This is a genomic window from Robertmurraya phoenicis, from assembly GCF_047302285.1.
Classification (GTDB): domain Bacteria; phylum Bacillota; class Bacilli; order Bacillales; family Cytobacillaceae; genus Robertmurraya.
Window position 1 is genome coordinate 617,608 of record NZ_CP154845.1, and the last position, 17,997, is coordinate 635,604.

At 40.6% G+C, this 17,997-nt stretch carries 16 protein-coding genes; 13 read left to right on the forward strand and 3 right to left on the reverse strand.

All coding sequences use genetic code 11. The features are described from left to right. Positions 1–969 (reverse strand): BMP family lipoprotein, encoded by a 969-nt coding sequence (locus tag AA0X71_RS02870; protein WP_413358985.1) that lies wholly within the window; start codon positions 967–969, stop codon positions 1–3. Positions 970–1,101: 132 nt separating this feature from the next. On the opposite strand from AA0X71_RS02870, the gene AA0X71_RS02875 reads away from it, so the two are divergent. From AA0X71_RS02875 to AA0X71_RS02920, 10 genes are all read left to right on the forward strand, one after another. Further along, positions 1,102–2,190 (forward strand): YecA family protein, encoded by a 1,089-nt coding sequence (locus AA0X71_RS02875; protein WP_413358988.1) that lies wholly within the window; start codon positions 1,102–1,104, stop codon positions 2,188–2,190. Positions 2,191–2,460: 270 nt separating this feature from the next. Further along, positions 2,461–4,974 (forward strand): preprotein translocase subunit SecA, encoded by a 2,514-nt coding sequence (gene secA / locus AA0X71_RS02880; RefSeq protein WP_413358991.1) that lies wholly within the window; start codon positions 2,461–2,463, stop codon positions 4,972–4,974. Positions 4,975–5,064: 90 nt separating this feature from the next. Next, positions 5,065–6,169 (forward strand): peptide chain release factor 2 gene (gene prfB / locus AA0X71_RS02885; protein ID WP_413358994.1). Its coding sequence is split into 2 segments (ribosomal slippage): positions 5,065–5,136 and positions 5,138–6,169, totalling 1,104 coding nucleotides; the frame shifts between segments, so codons are not numbered across the junction. A gap of 334 nt (positions 6,170–6,503) precedes the next feature. Beyond that, positions 6,504–7,364: a YitT family protein gene (locus AA0X71_RS02890; RefSeq protein WP_413358996.1), complete on the forward strand. Its 861-nt coding sequence runs from the start codon at positions 6,504–6,506 to the stop codon at positions 7,362–7,364. 51 nt (positions 7,365–7,415) lie between these two features. Continuing rightward, positions 7,416–7,742 carry a cytochrome c551 gene (cccB, locus tag AA0X71_RS02895; RefSeq protein ID WP_413358999.1) on the forward strand — a complete coding sequence of 109 codons (327 nt, stop codon included), beginning with the start codon at positions 7,416–7,418 and terminating at the stop codon, positions 7,740–7,742. A 180-nt stretch (positions 7,743–7,922) separates the two neighbouring features. Continuing rightward, entirely contained in the window at positions 7,923–8,348 is a 426-nt protein-coding gene (locus tag AA0X71_RS02900; protein WP_413359002.1) for a c-type cytochrome, read from the forward strand. Between the two features lie 294 nt (positions 8,349–8,642). Beyond that, positions 8,643–9,329, forward strand: a complete 687-nt coding sequence (gene ftsE, locus AA0X71_RS02905) for a cell division ATP-binding protein FtsE (RefSeq protein WP_413359004.1) — start codon at positions 8,643–8,645, stop codon at positions 9,327–9,329. Further along, positions 9,319–10,212 (forward strand): permease-like cell division protein FtsX, encoded by an 894-nt coding sequence (ftsX, locus tag AA0X71_RS02910; RefSeq protein WP_413359006.1) that lies wholly within the window; start codon positions 9,319–9,321, stop codon positions 10,210–10,212. Before ftsE ends, ftsX begins: the two co-directional genes overlap by 11 nt. A 77-nt stretch (positions 10,213–10,289) precedes the next feature. Beyond that, positions 10,290–11,564: a murein hydrolase activator EnvC family protein gene (locus AA0X71_RS02915; RefSeq protein WP_413359009.1), complete on the forward strand. Its 1,275-nt coding sequence runs from the start codon at positions 10,290–10,292 to the stop codon at positions 11,562–11,564. A 477-nt stretch (positions 11,565–12,041) separates the two neighbouring features. Next, a complete protein-coding gene (locus AA0X71_RS02920; protein WP_413359012.1) occupies positions 12,042–13,475 on the forward strand; it encodes a S41 family peptidase in 1,434 nt (477 codons plus the stop codon). A 2-nt stretch (positions 13,476–13,477) separates the two neighbouring features. On the opposite strand, the gene AA0X71_RS02925 is transcribed toward AA0X71_RS02920, so the two are convergent. Together AA0X71_RS02925 and AA0X71_RS02930 are read right to left on the reverse strand one after the other, a co-directional pair. Then, complete coding sequence (locus tag AA0X71_RS02925) at positions 13,478–14,011, reverse strand: hypothetical protein (protein ID WP_413359016.1); 534 nt, start codon at positions 14,009–14,011, stop codon at positions 13,478–13,480. Between the two features lie 127 nt (positions 14,012–14,138). Continuing rightward, positions 14,139–16,223, reverse strand: coding sequence for a transglycosylase domain-containing protein (locus AA0X71_RS02930; RefSeq protein WP_413359018.1), 2,085 nt, complete (start codon positions 16,221–16,223; stop codon positions 14,139–14,141). A gap of 684 nt (positions 16,224–16,907) precedes the next feature. On the opposite strand from AA0X71_RS02930, the gene AA0X71_RS02935 reads away from it, so the two are divergent. The 3 genes from AA0X71_RS02935 (at position 16,908) to AA0X71_RS02945 (ending at position 17,961) form a co-directional block, all read left to right on the forward strand. Beyond that, entirely contained in the window at positions 16,908–17,270 is a 363-nt protein-coding gene (locus AA0X71_RS02935; protein ID WP_413359020.1) for a hypothetical protein, read from the forward strand. A gap of 78 nt (positions 17,271–17,348) precedes the next feature. Then, positions 17,349–17,591: a hypothetical protein gene (locus tag AA0X71_RS02940; RefSeq protein WP_413359023.1), complete on the forward strand. Its 243-nt coding sequence runs from the start codon at positions 17,349–17,351 to the stop codon at positions 17,589–17,591. Positions 17,592–17,664: 73 nt separating this feature from the next. After that, positions 17,665–17,961 (forward strand): hypothetical protein, encoded by a 297-nt coding sequence (locus AA0X71_RS02945; protein ID WP_413359025.1) that lies wholly within the window; start codon positions 17,665–17,667, stop codon positions 17,959–17,961. Positions 17,962–17,997: the final 36 nt, after the last annotated feature.

The following is a 17,997-nucleotide window of genomic DNA, read 5'->3' on the forward strand; positions in this document are numbered from 1 at the left end:
CTACTCCGCATTAACGGTTAATTGACCTGAAGTTATTTTCTCAGTAGCGCCTTCGAGCATATTTTGTTGTTCTGGCGTTAAAGATTTTACACGAATTTCGGCTAGACCGACACCTTCTTCCGCTAAACCAAGCTGGAAGGATTGAGCATCAATTTCACCATTTTTGTGTAGCATTTTCGCAATATCATAAACGGCTTGATCGACTTTTTTGATCATCGATGTTACTACTGCCTTTTCCGCTACGAAAAATTGGTCTGTGTCCACACCGGCAGCCAAAACGTTTTGATCCTGTGCAGCTTGGAGAGCGCCAAATCCAGTGAACCCAGCAGCGTGATAGATGAAATCTGCCCCTTGCTGAATTTGCGTCGTCGCTAATTGTTTCCCTAAATCTGCATCATCAAAGGTACCAGCAAAATCAACGAATACTTCTGCATCAGGCTTTACGTAATGCACCCCTTGCGCAAAACCAGCTCTAAAATGATGGATGAGGGGAACGTCAACTCCACCGATAAATCCGATTTTATTCGTTTCGCTTGTCATCGCCGCAATCATGCCGACGAGGAAGCTTCCTTCTTGTTCTTTGAAAGTGATCGTAATGACATTTTCCAATTCAGATGTTTCGTCAATTAATAGAAAGAGTTGTTCAGGATGCTCAGCTGCAATCTTTTCGACAGCTTCTTTTACAGAGAAACCAAGGCCGATAACAATGTCATTTCCTTCCTCGACTAGCTCTGTTAAGGCACCTTCTAAATCTCCATCTGGCGCTTCACGGTAATCAAAAAGGATTCCAAACTCATCCCGGGCATTTTCTAACCCACGGAAAGCGGAATCGTTAAAGGATTCATCTCCAAGTCCTGAATCAGAAAGGAGAATCCCAATTTTATGTTCAGTTTCTTTTTCCACGGTTGCTGACGGGGAACAACCCGTGATGAAAAAGACAAGTAAAATAAGAATAGATAATTTTCTCATGTTGAAGTACCTCCGCGTTAGTAATCACCATTGTTATATCGAAATAACTTCTTTATTTTAAAGGAAGAATGTCGAAAAATGTTATAATGGTAATAATTATTACGAAGACAAATGAATGGACTGAGGAGAAGTATGAATATAAAGGTGAGTCGTAATGAACCATGCCCATGTGGCAGTGGAAAAAAGTATAAGAAATGCTGTGGAATGCAGAAAACAGTTTCGATTACTTCGATTATTGAAAAAGAAGTGGTCGATCTACAGGTGCAACTGATCCAATATGCGACTCGTGAGTACGAGTTTGAGATTGAGCAAGATTTCGAGGCCAAAGTCGAGGAATTACTAATCGAGGGTGAGGAGGAAATGGAGTATTACTTATTCATCCATACGGTTTGGTTTGCCTTATTTGAGCACGTCGATAATGGTGGCACGATTCTCCAACGATTTATCGAAGAGAAAAGTAGAATGATTCAGCGTCCGAAGGTGAAGGAAATTCTTCAATCTTGGACCAATCCACGTCCGATTGCTGGCCGTTTGCTTTCCATTGATGCGAGCAATATGACCGTGCTAGATACATTGACTGAAGAAACCTTAGCAATCAAGCTTCTAGAACCGATTGATTCGGAAGAAAACTCCTTCGTTTTTGGATTTTTAGTGCCTTTTGGAAACGAATGGGCCCTTTTCCCAACAGCCTTTGATTTGGAGGGAGAAGAGGACGATAAGGATGAGCAGTTCATAAAAGACCGATTTGAAGTTTCTGACTATGAAGATCCGATCGAATTTTTAGAGGAAGAAATGATCTTTATCATGAATGAGTTACCGTATGCATCGATTGAATATGGTGCTAGTGATTTCATTTGGAGCGATGAATCCCACAAGGCAATCGCACAGCTTTACGAAAATGAAATGAAAAAACTCGATGCCCCGCCAATGGCGATTGCGGGAGGCATCATCCTTTGGTATAGATATTGCGAAAAAGTGTCGCAGTTAACGAAAAAGCCTGCAACTTATGCAGCCGCGATTCAATATATTAATATGACAATCAACCCTTTAATTAAAGTAACAAAAAAAGAAGTGGCTCTTCAATACGGGATTTCTCCGTCCACATTAAGCGTAGCAGTGACCGAAATGGAAGCCGTAGTAAAAGAAGAAATCATCGATATGCGTTCAATGTACTTGGAGGAGATTGTTGAAGCGTTTGAGGACGAGGATATGCCTTTTTAACACGTAAAGCGGAAAGAGACTGGCTAATATGGGCCGGTCTCTTGCTTTTATATTATGCGACTAGTCGGATATTGGCGATTTTTCAAATTTATCGGCGAAAATTAAGATTTATCAGCGAAAAAACCACTATATCGGCGAACGCACCCCAAACCTACCAAAGTTGTCACTCCAATGTGGAAGTGGTAATATTAATAAGAATAAAGTACGAGTTATCAATGATTTTTATTGGAATAGAGCCGATTTTACATATGAAACAAAGGAGCGTATTCAATGCTTGGAATGTTAAATAAAGTATTTGATCCGAATAAGCGTGAGATAAAGAAATTAACGAAGATGAGTGAGGAAATCGAGGCACTTGCGTCAAAAACCGCTGCTTTAAGTGATGAAGAACTTCGTCAGAAAACGGAAGAGTTCAAAGCCCGCTATCAAAATGGTGAAACACTAGAGGAACTTTTAACAGAGGCATTTGCTGTTGTTCGTGAAGCGGCCAAGCGTGTGCTGGGATTATACCCATATCCGGTTCAGCTAATGGGGGGGATTTCCCTTCACGAAGGAAATATTGCTGAGATGAAAACAGGGGAAGGTAAAACATTAACGGCGACAATGCCAGTTTACCTTAATGCCTTGTCTGGAAAAGGTGTTCATGTTGTAACGGTCAACGAATATTTAGCTAGTCGTGACGCCACTGAAATGGGTGAGCTTTATCAATTTTTAGGGCTAACTGTTGGTTTAAACACAAACGGCCTCACAAAAGAAGAAAAGCAAGAAGCGTATGCTTGTGATATTACATATAGCACGAATAATGAGCTTGGCTTCGATTATCTTCGTGATAATATGGTCCTTTACAAGGAGCAAAAGGTTCAGCGCCCATTGAACTTTGCTGTTATCGATGAGGTCGACTCGATTTTAATCGATGAAGCGAGAACACCGCTGATCATTTCTGGTTCCGCACAAAAGTCGACAGCTTTATACATTCAAGCCAATGCGTTCGTTCGTACGTTGAAAAAGGACGAAGATTACACTTATGATGAGAAAACAAAAGGCGTTCAGCTTACTGAAGAAGGGATCTCGAAAGCGGAAAAAGCTTTTGGAATTGAGAACCTTTTTGATATTCGCCATGTGGCCTTAAATCATCATATCGGACAATCGTTAAAGGCTCATGCCAGCATGCATTTGGATGTCGACTATGTTGTTCAAGAAGGCGAAATCGTCATCGTTGACCAATTTACGGGTCGTTTAATGAAAGGGCGACGTTATAGTGATGGACTCCACCAAGCGATTGAAGCGAAAGAAGGCTTGGAAATCCAAAATGAAAGTATGACCCTTGCGTCGATCACGTTTCAGAACTTTTTCCGGATGTATGAAAAGCTTTCTGGTATGACTGGTACGGCGAAGACGGAGGAAGAAGAATTCCGTAACATCTATAATATGAATGTTATTGCGATTCCAACAAATAGACCGATTGCTCGTGATGACCGAGCAGATTTAATCTATGCGACAATGGATGGAAAATTCCGTGCCGTTTGTGAGGACATCGCTGAGCGTAATAAAAAGGGACAACCTGTTCTCGTTGGTACGGTTGCAATCGAGACATCTGAGTTGATTGCGAAATATTTAACGAAAAAAGGGATCCATCATAATGTATTAAATGCGAAGAACCATGGTCGTGAAGCGGAAATTATCGCTCATGCAGGTGAAAAGGGTGCCGTTACGATTGCTACAAATATGGCTGGTCGTGGTACAGATATTAAGCTTGGTGAAGGAGTAGTAGAGCTTGGTGGCTTAGCCGTTATCGGTACAGAACGACACGAAAGCCGCCGTATTGATAATCAGCTCCGCGGACGTTCCGGTCGTCAAGGAGACCCAGGTGTGACTCAGTTCTATCTTTCTATGGAAGATGAATTGATGCGCCGCTTCGGTTCTGACAACATGAAGGCAATGATGTCGAGACTTGGAATGGATGATTCCCAGCCGATTCAAAGTAAAATGGTATCAAAGGCGGTAGAATCAGCGCAAAAACGTGTAGAAGGAAATAACTTTGACGCACGTAAGCAGCTCTTGTCCTATGATGATGTGCTTCGTCAGCAACGTGAAATCATTTACAAGCAGCGTAATGAAGTGCTTGAATCTGAGAATTTACGTAGCATCCTTGAAAATATGATTTTAAGCTCTTTAACCCGTCATGTAGAGGCCTTTACACCGGGTCATGAGGAGCGGGAGACATGGAATCTTCAAGGAATCATCGATTACGTCAACGGAAACCTTTTACAAGAAGGCGATTTGACAATTGAAGATATCAACAACAAGGAGACGGAGGAAATCATCGACGTTATTTTTGCCAAAGTAAAAGAGCGGTATGATGAAAAAGAAAGTCAGCTTGCTGAGGAGCAAATGCGTGAATTCGAGAAGGTTGTTCTTCTTCGTGCAGTAGATTCGAAGTGGATTGACCATATCGACCAAATGGATCAGCTCCGTCAAGGAATTCATCTTCGTGCCTACGGTCAAATTGACCCGCTTCGTGAATATAATAAAGAAGGCTTCGCGATGTTTGAAGAAATGGTTATTGCCATTGAAGACGACGCAGCGAAATATGTTATGAAGGCGGAAATTCGCAATAACCTCGAGCGTGAAGAAGTGGCGAAAGGTCAAGCGGTTAATCCGAAGGAAGATGGAGAAAAACAAAAGAAAAAGCCAGTCGTCAAAGCACTAGATGTGGGACGAAATGACCCATGTATTTGCGGCAGCGGTAAGAAATATAAGAATTGTTGTGGGAAAACGTCTTAATAGATAGCGGGACGCGGGGACAGGTTCCCCGTCCCACTATCTGGGACGGGGAACCTGTCCCCGCGTCCCGGAAAATATGAGGTGACAGAAATGGAATTAGCAGATATTCGTCATGAGTTAGAAAATACAGCTAAGAAATTAGCGGACTTTAGGGGGTCTCTTTGACTTAGAGAACAAAGAGGCGCGCATTGCCGAGCTTGAGGATGAAATGCTTCAGCCGGAATTTTGGAATGATCAGCAAAGTGCTCAAGCGGTCATCAGTGAATCGAATGGTTTGAAGGATCAGGTCCATGAATTTCACGATCTAAACGAGACGTTTGAAAATTTAGAGTTAACGTACGAGCTTGTGAAGGAAGAAAACGATGAGGAGCTATTGGCAGAGTTAATTTCTGAAATGCAGGAATTAGTGAAGCGCATGAATGCATATGAGCTCCAACTTCTTTTAAGCGAACCTTATGATAAAAATAATGCCATTTTAGAGCTTCATCCAGGTGCAGGTGGGACTGAGTCTCAAGACTGGGGCTCCATGCTTCTTCGTATGTACACGCGTTGGGCGGAGAAAAAAGGCTTTAAAGTGGAAACATTGGATTATCTTCCTGGTGATGAAGCAGGAATTAAAAGTGTCACTCTTGGGATTAAAGGTCATAATGCTTATGGCTATTTGAAAGCGGAAAAAGGGGTACACCGTTTGGTCCGTATTTCTCCTTTCGATTCATCTGGCCGTCGTCATACTTCATTCGTTTCTTGTGAAGTGATGCCGGAGATGAATGATGAAATTGAAATTGACATTCGCACAGAGGATTTGAAGGTAGATACGTACCGTGCGACTGGTGCCGGTGGTCAGCATATTAATACGACCGATTCAGCGGTTCGTATTACTCACTTGCCAACAGGTGTTGTCGTTCAATGTCAAAATGAACGCTCGCAGATTAAAAACCGTGAAGCAGCGATGAAAATGCTCCAAGCAAAGCTTTATCAGAAGAAAATTGAAGAGCAAGAAGCAGAACTTGCTGAAATCCGCGGTGAGCAGAAGGATATTGGTTGGGGAAGCCAAATTCGTTCTTACGTTTTCCATCCCTATTCCATGGTTAAAGATCACCGCACAAACACCGAAAGCGGAAACGTTCAAGGAGTCATGGACGGGGACTTGGATCCGTTCATCAATGCCTACTTACGTTCGAAATTGAGTTTGTAATTTTTAATTTTGTTGGAGACCCTCACTTGGCGTGAGGGTCTTTTTGGTGTGTGGTGCTTTTTTCCGTTTGACCGATATATGGTGTGTTTTGACCGAAATATTTTGAATTAGCCGATAAAATCAAATTTAGTCCGATATATCCCGAAAAGCGTCGATATAAGCAAACATGCGGGCTCTAGACCATATTTTTTTCAAAAACCACTACTCCTACAAGTTTTACCCCGTTAAAACGTTACTACAATAGCATTTACAGCGATTTTCCCTCATGATATACTCACTGACGGCATGATCCATTCACATCTGAGATATCCTAAGCAAAAGGAGAATTATTATTATGCGTAAGAGAACGAATACATATCATCCAAAATGGAGTAAAGCACTAGAGTATGTTTATATTTTAATTGGGTCTGCTGCAGTTGCATTGGCCTTTAATGTCTTTCTCCTTCCGAACCGAGTCGCGTCAGGTGGGGTAAGTGGAATTAGTACGATCACTGATGCGATTCTTGGGTGGGAGCCGGCTTATGTGCAGTGGGCCTTTAATATTCCCTTATTCATTGCAGGCGTTATTTTTCTAGGAAAACAATACGGTTTGAAAACATTGATCGGAACCATATTTCTTCCCTTCATTGTGTTCGTAACGAAGGACTTGGAGCCGTGGACAACTGACCCCCTTTTAGCCTCACTATTTGGAGGCATTGGTGTCGGGTTAGGACTCGGAATCGTTTTTCGCGGAAAAGGTTCTACAGGGGGAACAGATTTAGCAGCACAAATCATTCATAAATTCACAGGTCTTTCGCTCGGAACATGTGTCGCCCTCATTGACGGACTGATCGTCTTAACTGCTGCGATTGTTTTTGATATTGAACGAGGCTTATATGCCTTAATTGGTCTTTATGTAACAAGTAAAACAATCGATTTAGTGCAGATTGGTTGGGGGCGCTCGAAAATGGTCATGGTCATTACAAACCAGCAACATGAAGTTCGTGAAGGGATTTTGAATAAAATTGATAGAGGTGTGACAAAACTATCAGCATACGGTGGTTATACCGATCAAGAGAGGCCCATCCTTATGTGTGTCGTGGATCAAACGGAGTTCACAAAATTGAAACAATTGGTAAAAAGTATTGATCCAACTGCATTTGTTGTCGTTATGGATGCGGCAGAGGTACTCGGCGAGGGTTTCAAACGAGTATAGAATTGGTATAATTATCTCGTATATGTATTATTTACCTGAGGAGGGTTTCAATTGAAGAAGAAGCTTCTTGCACTATTAATGGGTACTTCACTAGTGTTAGCTGCATGTGGTGGCGGAGATGATGAAGCTACAGATACTGGTGGTGGAGAAACAGCAAGTGTTAATGCAGAGCAAATTTATAATGATAAGGGCTGTGTTGCCTGTCACGGTGGAGATTTAACTGGAGGAGTTGGTCCAGATCTTTCTGTAGCTGGTGGACATCTAACTGTTGATGAAATTAAGGATGTCATTGTAAACGGAAGAGGGGCAATGGCTGCTCAAAATGTTTCCGATGAAGAAGCAGATGCTCTAGCAGAATGGCTTGCTGCAAAAAAATAATCGTTTCGTAAACGTTCTGCCTCTAAAAGACAGGGCGTTTTTTATTTTCTAGATTATAAATATTATAAAAAAAGAATAAGTTCACCAAATTGCTACAAATTAAACGGCTATAGTGTAAAGGGCTTTTTTATAATAAAGGAAGAATCATGTCATTTTCACTGAATTTAGGGGGAGTTTTAATTGAAGAAACAGCATCTTGCCGTTTTAGCAGCACTTATTATTGCCTTAATTGCTTTAGTATTTTTCACCTTACAAAGTGAAAATCAGAAGTCTTCAGGAACAGATGCAACACAAGAAACAAGCTCAAGTAAAGAGGCAGATAAAGAAACAGAAGCGGACACTGAAACTGAAACAGACGCTGATTCAGGCGATGAGGGGACTGTTGCTACTGTTGACTATGAAAAATCTTATGCACAAAAATGTTCGACTTGTCATGGTGGCGACCTATCAGGTGGAGTTGGGCCGGATTTAACTCAAATTGGTTCGCAAATGACGAAAGAAGAAATCGAGAAAATCATTATTGATGGTATCGGCATCATGCCTTCAGGCCAATTAAAAGGTGAAGAAGCAGCTGCTGTCGCTGAATGGTTAGCGGGTATGAAATAAATAGCACTCCAAAAAACGATCCAAGTTGGATCGTTTTTTTGATCTCCATCCAAAAATCGCCAAAATTCTCCTTTTATTTCACCAATTTAGGAATTTTAGATGATAACCACCATTCTATTTTAGGAAGAATTTCCTCTCTTTTTGTAAAATATTAGGTTAATTTCCACATTGAAAAGAAAATGTAATATTTTTTAAAGGTAAATCGACAAAATATGATGTTATAATGGTTTTGGCTGCAAAAAAGTACAAAATAATGAATATGTCAATATAGAAAATACCTAAAGGGTGATATAGATGATCGAAATGGAAGACGTATATAAGAAGTACCCGAATGGTGTCGTCGCTGCTAATGGGATTAGCGTGCACATCAATCAAGGTGAGTTTGTATATGTAGTTGGTCCAAGTGGAGCAGGAAAATCTACATTTATCAAAATGATGTTCCGTGAAGAAAAGCCAAGTAAAGGTACGATTATGATCAACGGAGTCAATCTTGGAAAGTTAAAGGAAAGTAAAATTCCTCATTTCCGTCGCCAATTAGGTGTCGTATTCCAGGACTTTAAATTATTGCCTCGATTAACTGTCTATGAAAATGTCGCATTTGCTCTTGAAGTCATTGAGGAACAACCAAAATATATTAAAAAGCGTGTTATGGAAACATTGGATCTCGTTAATTTAAAGCATAAAGCAAGAATGTTACCGACTGAACTTTCTGGTGGAGAGCAACAAAGGGTGTCGATTGCTCGTTCGATCGTTAATTCTCCAAAGGTGATGATTGCTGATGAGCCTACAGGAAATCTCGATCCAGACACATCATGGGAAATTATGAGAATTTTTGAAGAGATAAATACAAGAGGAACCACAATCTTGATGGCGACTCATAATAAGGAAATTGTTAATACAATTAGACATCGCGTAATTGCCATTGAAAATGGTCAAATTATCCGTGATGAACAGCGAGGTGATTACGGATATGAAAGCTAGAACCATCCGCCGACATATGAAGGAGAGCTTAAGAAACCTTGCGCGTAATGGCTGGATGACTTTTGCGTCCGTAAGTGCGGTAACAGTGACACTGCTTTTAGTCGGTGTATTCTTCGTCATTATGATGAACTTAAATAAAGTAGCAACCGATATTGAAGAAGATGTGAGCATCCGTGTTCATATTGATATTGCTGCAACGAAAGAAAACCAAGACGAATTACAAAGTCAAATTGAAAAATTATCTGAAGTCGAATCTGTCGTTTTTTCCCCAAAGGAAGAGGAACTCGATAATTTAATTTCGAGTCTAGGTGAAGAAGGGGAAGCCTTTAAATTATTTGAACAGGATAATCCTCTTTATGACGTGTTAATCGTGAAAACGAAAAAACCGGAGCATTTAGAGACTGTGGCTCAGAAAATTGAAAAACTAGATTTCGCTTCAAAGGTAAGATATGGACAAGACGATGTTGAAAAACTGTTTTCTTTTATTAAAACAAGTAGAAATGTAGGTCTCGTCTTAATTATTGGTCTCTTATTTACAGCGATGTTCTTAATCTCCAATACGATTAAAATCACGATTGTTGCGAGAAGAAAAGAGATTGAGATTATGAGACTTGTTGGTGCAACGAACTCGTTTATCCGCTGGCCTTTCTTTTTGGAAGGACTTATGCTCGGCGTTTTAGGTTCAATCGTTCCTATTACGATCATTAGCTTACTGTATAGCTACTCTTATGATTACATTTCTTCTAAACTTCAAGGTCATTTTATCCATTTGTTGGAATTCAATCCATTTATGTTCCAAGTAGGCGGCTTACTAGTCCTTATCGGTGCATTTATTGGAATTTGGGGAAGCGTCATGTCCGTACGAAAGTTTTTAAAAATTTAATTTGATAGATCGTCTTGGATCCCTAAGGTCCGTCCTGGGGATCCTTCTTACATAAAAAGAGGGAGGAGAAATCTGAATTGAAGAAAAAGCTCTTAACCGTCTCAGTAGTTACGGCACTTGGTTTGGGTACTTTAGCAACAGGTTATCCTTTAGAAAAAGCATTAGCAAACACAAAAATTGATGAATTAAGTAAACAACAAAATAGTATTCAAGAAAAACAGTCTGAGCTCAATTCAAAGTTAAATGAACAAAATCAAAAGTTAAATGACGTGAAAAATGAGCAGGCGTCTGTTGATCAAGACATCAAGCGAATTGATACAGCTGTAGGGGATACTGAAACGAAAATAAAAGAAAAAGAACTACAAATTGTCGAAGCTGAAGAGAATATAAAGAAATTGGAAGAAGAAATCAAAGTGCTCGAGGAGCGTATTGCCAATCGCAATGAACTTTTGAAAAATCGCGCTCGTACGATTCAGGAAAATGGACAAGTCACCTATTTCGATGTTCTTCTCGGTGCAAAGAGCTTTAGCGACTTTATCGATCGTCTTGGGGCGGTTGCTGTATTTGTTCAAGCGGATCAAAACATTTTGAAGGAACATAATGCAGATAAAGCCGAACTTGAAAGTAAGCAAAAGGAAGTCAAAGATACACTTTCTGAGCTACAAAAGATGAAGCAAGATTTAGAGGCGATGAAGAAATCCTTAGATGCTCAAAAGGCTGAGAAGGAAAAAGTAATGGCTTCTTTGAAACAAGAAGAGGAAAATATGCATGATGAACTTGTAGAGATGGAAGAAGAAAAAGCCATCCTTGCTTCCCAGAAAAAAGCGATGCAAAAAGCGATAGAGTTAGAGAATCAAAGAATAGCAGAAGAAAAACGTAAAGCTGAGGAAGCGGCAAAAGCTGCTAAAGATTCTAATGGGTCTACTACAGAAACAGCGCCAGTGGTATCGAGCGGAGTTTGGACAAGACCGGCAGCTGCTGGATATTTATCTTCAGGTTTTGGAAATCGTTCTTTAGGTGATCATAAAGGTGTGGACATCGCGGCGAGTGGTACTGTACCGATTTACGCAGCTGCTTCTGGAGTCGTGATACGTTCCTATTATTCTAGTAGCTATGGAAATGCCGTTTTCATTGCCCATTCTATTAATGGGCAAACGTATACAACCGTGTATGCTCATATGAATAGCCGTGCCGTGAGCGAGGGACAAGTTGTGTCAAAAGGACAGCAAATTGGTCTAATGGGCAACACTGGTCGTTCATACGGTCAGCATTTACATTTTGAACTGCATAGAGGCGAATGGAATCTATCAAAAACAAATGCAATCAATCCTGTTGGAATCGTTCCATTATAAATCCGAATTAATCGATACAAGAAGAAGCTGTGTCAAAAGGTCGTTAAAGACGACTCTTTGATATCAGCTTTTTCTTTTCTATAACGTATGAACATAGTATACGTAATTTTCTATTTATCAAGCTTTTGAGTTGATAAATAACAGGAAGAATTCCGCTTAATTAGCAAATACCATAAAAATCAGCTTAAATAGCAGGAGAAATTCCGCCTATTGACTTGAATAATTCAAAAATAAGTGATTTTGCTCTGCATAAGCGGAAAATCTTCCCTTATATCCTCTAAAAAACAACCCTATCTAGCAGATAACGGAAAAATTTCCGCTTATCCTACCTGCCATTCGTATCGAAAAGAACATGGGGTTAGATTCATAACTCGTCCGATTTCATCATATAGTGAAGAGACGAACTCACTTTTTATAAAAGGCTTTAGTATGTGGCCTTCTATAAGGGCTTACCAATGGACAGACAGGAGGTAGACAATGAAACATATATGGACTGCTCTGATCATCGCTTGCTCCTTGGGCCTAGGTGCTGCAGGTACATATCTGGTTTTTGAGTGGACTAGTGAGGAAGCACGGCAGCCACAGCAGGAAAGCGAGAATCAAGCAGAACTCGAACTAGCAAGCTTAGAAAAAGTCGGAAAAGCCTATGAATTAATTAAGAATAGCTATGTGGAAGAGGTTGAAGAGGAAGAATTGGTAGAGGGCGCTATACAGGGAATGCTGAGCAAGCTCGATGATCCATATTCTGTCTATATGGACAAGGAGACGGTCAAGCAATTTAATGAAACGTTGGAGTCTTCCTTTGAAGGAATCGGTGCTGAAGTAAGTATGGTTGATGGAAAGGTCATCATTGTCGCACCATTTAAGGATTCACCGGCAGAGAAAGCTGGTTTAAAGCCTAATGATCGCATTCTCTCTGTAGATGGCGAAAGTGTTGAGGGGCTTGATTTATATGAAGCGACTTTGAAAATTCGTGGCGAAAAAGGGTCGAAGGTTAAGATTGAAATTGAGAGGCAAGGGTTGCGTGATCCACTCGTCGTGGAAGTAAAGCGCGATGAGATTCCGCAAATTACGGTATATGGAGATGTAAAAAAGCAAGGTGGTAAAAATGTTGGCTACCTTGAAATTACCTCTTTTTCAGAGGATACAGCAAATGAATTTAAAGAAGAGCTTACGAAAATGGAGAAACAGGGGATCGAAGGACTAGTGATTGATGTTCGCGGCAACCCAGGTGGACTTTTAACAAGTGTGGAAGAAATCCTTAAGGAGTTTGTGACAAAGGAAAAACCATATGTTCAAATTGAGCAACGAACTGGAGAAAAACTCCGTTACTTTTCAAGTTTAGAAAAAGAAAAGTCTTATCCTGTCGTCGTTCTTGTTGATAAAGGTAGTGCCTCTGCTTCCGAAATATTGGCGGGTGCCCTAAAAGAAGCAAATGGCTATAAACTGATTGGCGAAAACACCTTTGGAAAAGGGACGGTTCAACAACCCGTACCAATGGGGGATGGCAGTAATATAAAGCTGACCATCTTTAAGTGGCTAACTCCAGATGGAAATTGGATTCATAAGCAGGGAATTGAACCTGATATAAAAGTGGAGCAACCAGAGATATATCATACGCATCCACTACAAATTGATGCAGCTTTAATGATGGATATGAACAATGAACAAGTACAAAATGCCCAGCAAATGTTAAATGGACTTGGTTTTGCACCAGGTCGTGAGGATGGCTACTTTGATGAAAACACGGAAAAAGCAGTCATGGCCTTCCAAAATCACAAAAATCTATCTGCCAGTGGCCGAATTGATAAACAAACAGCCTCAGCCCTCGAAACAGCGATCCTCGAAGAAATGAAAAAAGAACAAAATGACCTACAATTACAGACGGCATTACGCTATATTGCAAGGTGAAATTAGAGGAACAGCCGAAGTTGAGGAAAACTTCGGCTGTTTTTTTCGGTGTGTGGGTTAGTTGGATGGGGGATTGCGGGTGTTTTGGGTTTTATTGCGCGGAATTTGCCGTTAATTGCGGGCGATCCACGGATAATTGCGCAGGTTATGGTAATAATTGCGTGGGTTTCAACAATAATTGCGGATCTTGCCATCCGGAGCAGATATCCGACCGCCAGGGTATTACGTGTTGGTTGAACAGGGATTGCGGGTGTTTTGGGGTTAATTGCGCGGAATTTGCCGTTTATTGCGGGCGATCCACGGATAATTGCGCATGTTTTGGTAATAATTGCGTGAGTTTGGACAATAATTGCGGATCTTGCCATCCAGAGCAAATATCCTACCGACAGGGTATTACGTGTTGGTTGGAAAGTGATTGCGGGTGTTTTGGGTTTTATTGCGCGGAATTTGCCGTTAATTGCGGGCGATCCACGGATAATTGCGCATGATTTGGCAATAATTGCGTGGGTTTGGACAATAATTGCGGATCTTGCCATCCCATCCCCCGGAGCAGAACCCCCGACCAACGCCAGCAAGCACGACATTACCTCAAAATCCAAATGAAAATACCCTATTTATGGAAAAATACAAAACCGCTTCTCCCAAAATAGGGTATTTAACAGACTACTTACCAATCTTCTCTTTCACATAGTCCTTGAGCCAAATCGCGTCCTCTTTGATTTCCAAAATGACTTGCTTCCATTTTGGACTTTCTTCTTTAATGACTTCTTTTAATACTTCTGTTTTTTCCTTAATGGTTTCTGTAATTTCCTTGCTTTCTTTCTCTTCTTTCTTGCTTACACCAGCGAGTCTCGAATTGACGGAAACGACGTCAAATTCGCCAGGTTCCAGATGTGGCAATGACTGGTCCATAATCGCTCGGAAGATTGGTACGACATTTTCGGAACTACTATTTGATAAATAATGTTCTCGGTCCGTTTGATCATAGCCGAGCCAAACAGCTCCGACGACATTTGGGGTATAGCCGACAAACCATTGGTCCTTAGAGCCGTTGATATCTTCGTAAGGAAGCTGAGTAGAACCGGTTTTTCCAGCAATTTCAACACCGGATATTTTCGCCGCCGTACCTGTTCCAGATTCGACAACATTCAATAGCATCGAGTTCATTTCGCGAACGACTGCTTTAGATGTGACCCTTGTTGATTTCCCTTTATGTTCGGCAATTACGTTCCCTGTTGGTCCAACAATTTTCGTAATCAAATGACCGTCTTGGCGTTTACCTTCATTGGCAAAGGCAGAGTAGGCTTCAGCCAATCGTAATGGGGAAATTCCTTTGTGCATCCCGCCGAGGGCAATTCCCAAATATTTGTCCTCTTCGGTTAATGGGATTCCAAAGCGTTTCAAGGAATCAAGACCTTTTGCCAAGCCGATTTCATTTAATAACCAAACGGTCGGTGCGTTCAGTGACTCTTCCAACGCCTCATACATGGGGACATCCCCTTTGTAGACGCCATTAGGGTTTGTTGGGGCATATTTGCCATATGTTTTCTTCTCATCCTGCAAAATCGAGGTGACGAGATAGCCTTCTTCGATTGCCGGTGTGTAGACAGCTAACGGTTTAAGGGTGGAACCAGGCTGTGCTTGTAAGTGTGTGGCTCGGTTAAAGCCTCGGAAGACATAATCTCCACGACCGCCGACAAGTCCAAGTACTCCACCAGAGTGAGGGTCGAGTAAAACCGCGCCACTTTGCACGATTTCACCACCTCTTCCTTTCGGGAATACAGAATCCTTTGCGTAAACTTGTTCCATCGCTGTTTGGATTTTTTGGTCCATATTGGTATAGATTTGATAGCCTCTTGTTAAAATTTCTTCTTGTGTTAATCCGTACTTTCCAGTAGCTTCATCTAAAACAGCATCGACATAAAATGGGTAGTCCCGCTTAATAAAGCTTCCGCCACCATCCTCTAAATGAACGTCCTCGTTTTTCGCTGCTTCATACTCGTCCTCGGTAATCATGTTATTTTCCAACATACGAGAAAGAACAACATTTCTTCGTTCAATTGCCCGTTCTAAATGCTTATAAGGATCCCGAGCGGATGGGGACTGTAGTAGTCCTGCTAAAAGAGCTGCTTCACTGACGGTCAAATCCTTTAATTCTTTATTAAAATACTTTTTTGAAGCTTGGACAATTCCCCAAGCGCCACTACCAAAATAACTTTGATTCAAATACATCTGGAGGATTTCGTCTTTTTTATAGGTCTTTTCAAGCTCGACTGCTAAAAATAATTCCTCGACTTTACGACGATACGTTTGTTCAGGTGAAAGGAGGGCGTTTTTGGCGAGCTGCTGCGTAATCGTACTTCCGCCACCAGTGATTCTTCCGGCTAATAGATTTTTAAAGAATACTCGGGTAATTCCTTTTAGATCAAAACCATTGTGTTCATAAAAACGGTGATCCTCAATCGCTACGACTGCGTTGCGAACATGTTCAGGTAGTTCGGCAGCATCCACACCGGATGTCCGATTGGTCGCAATTTCTGTAGCGACCTCTTCATTTTTATCATAAATAACGGTTGATTGATTCAAACCGGCCTTTAACGATTCCACATTTGCTTGGCTTGCTAAAACCGCAAAATAAATGATCGTAAATAGAATTAAAGATAAACCTAGTAATAATAGGATTTGGGTAAAATGCATCCTTTTCCAAAAGCGCAATACTTTTTCCCATATCGGACGTAATCTTTCCATAGAAATCTCCTCGTTCTAAAAAATCTGCATTTTAAATCTTATGAAGTTATTGAATAAATAGTCGTGATAACTGACAAGCTGATTGAAAACATTCACCAACAGCCTAAGCCCGAATATCCATCTTCATTATATATCATAGACATCTTAGACGCTCACATCATTAAGACGTTCGTCCTAACGATGGTTGTTTCATAAGCAAGAATCGCTCTGATATGAATATAGACGCAAAAAGAAAGCCGTTTGATACATAAAAGGGTAGAAAAGACCTACATTTTTAAACGTTTGTCATATTTCTTCTTCAAAAATTTTAAGCTTTTTGGTTGCGATAATATCCATCATATTCTTTTTTTCTAGTATCTTCTAGTACTTTAGAACGTTTAATTATTTTGAATTCGAAATATTGGTAGTGGTTTTCTATTATTTTCCTATGATAGGGTAAATTTGACGAAAATGTGAACGGATGTAGTTATTATATAGGACTTTAGGAGAATTTTGTCATAGTCATAATTGTTGGACAAAGTGGAGAAACGGAACTTGAAATGGATACATTACTTTTTCACTTTTACAGCCCTACTATTGATACAACCCTAGGGGCAATTACTGGGGCATTATCGAAGATATTCGAGAAAATCCCTAATCCATTTGCGGAAGAGGTTGTTACTAAAACCGTTGAAGAGCCTCTTAGTGATTGGATTGACAACATACTTGGAAATGAAGAACCAAAGTGCCACAAATAACAAACCTACAACGCCATCGGAGCCAACAACTAGTGAAGGTCCAACTCCTGAACCATCACCATCACCACAGTCGCCACCGGAGCCAATATCAAATTCTAGCTTGGAACCGACTACAGAACCAAGTCCAGAACCGACATCTGAGCCTAGTCCTGAGCCAGGTCCGGAACCTAGTCCGGAATCAACTGGAAATCAGGAGCAAAGTAATACTCCAGAACCAACTGATACGCAAAATTCAATGAATCCAAGAGTACCAAGTGGAAATACGACAATAAATCCAGGTGGAGGAGGCATATATCCTCAACCGCAATAGTAAGTAAATGAGGTGAGATTTTGAATAAGAAAATGGTTACGCTTATAACCTACGCGTATATATTTATAGTCGTGAGTTTTGAGTTTATTTGCCCTCTATCTTTATCGTGCCTCTGATGGACAATGGCAATTTGAGCTAGATGGACATAGAGGAAATTTGTCTATATTTCTTGGCCTGATATTTATAGGCATTATTCTTGCCTCGATTGATTTTGCGGGAATTAGAGAAAAAAGTAGCACCGTAACTAAAGGTATGATATTTGGTGGCCTGACTGTTGCGGTGTTTTTCCTAGTTTGGAGAGCAATGATGGCCCTTGTTTAACTAAATGAAAAAAGATTAGCACCACCACTTTGTTGGGGCTAATCTTTTTTTCTTTAAGAGAGGTGAGCATTTGGTGAGGAAAAAGACTTTTCGGAATATGACGATCGTCTATTTAATTATATTTGTAGTTATATTTACTGTTTACGTATTTCAAGTAGCTGATGAAAATTGGGAAATCCAGCTCGATGGACAAAGAGGAAATCTAGCCACATTTGGAGGCATGGCATTTATTTTAATGATCCTTGCCGCCATTAATTTCGCTGGAATTAATGAAAAAGGTAATAAGGTGACGAAAAACATGATATACGGAGGTTTATCTGTTGCAGCCTTTTTCTTAATATGGAGAGCGATGAGCGCACTTGTACAATAGTTCTTTTCACCTAGAGAAAATAGGTCTATAAGTCTT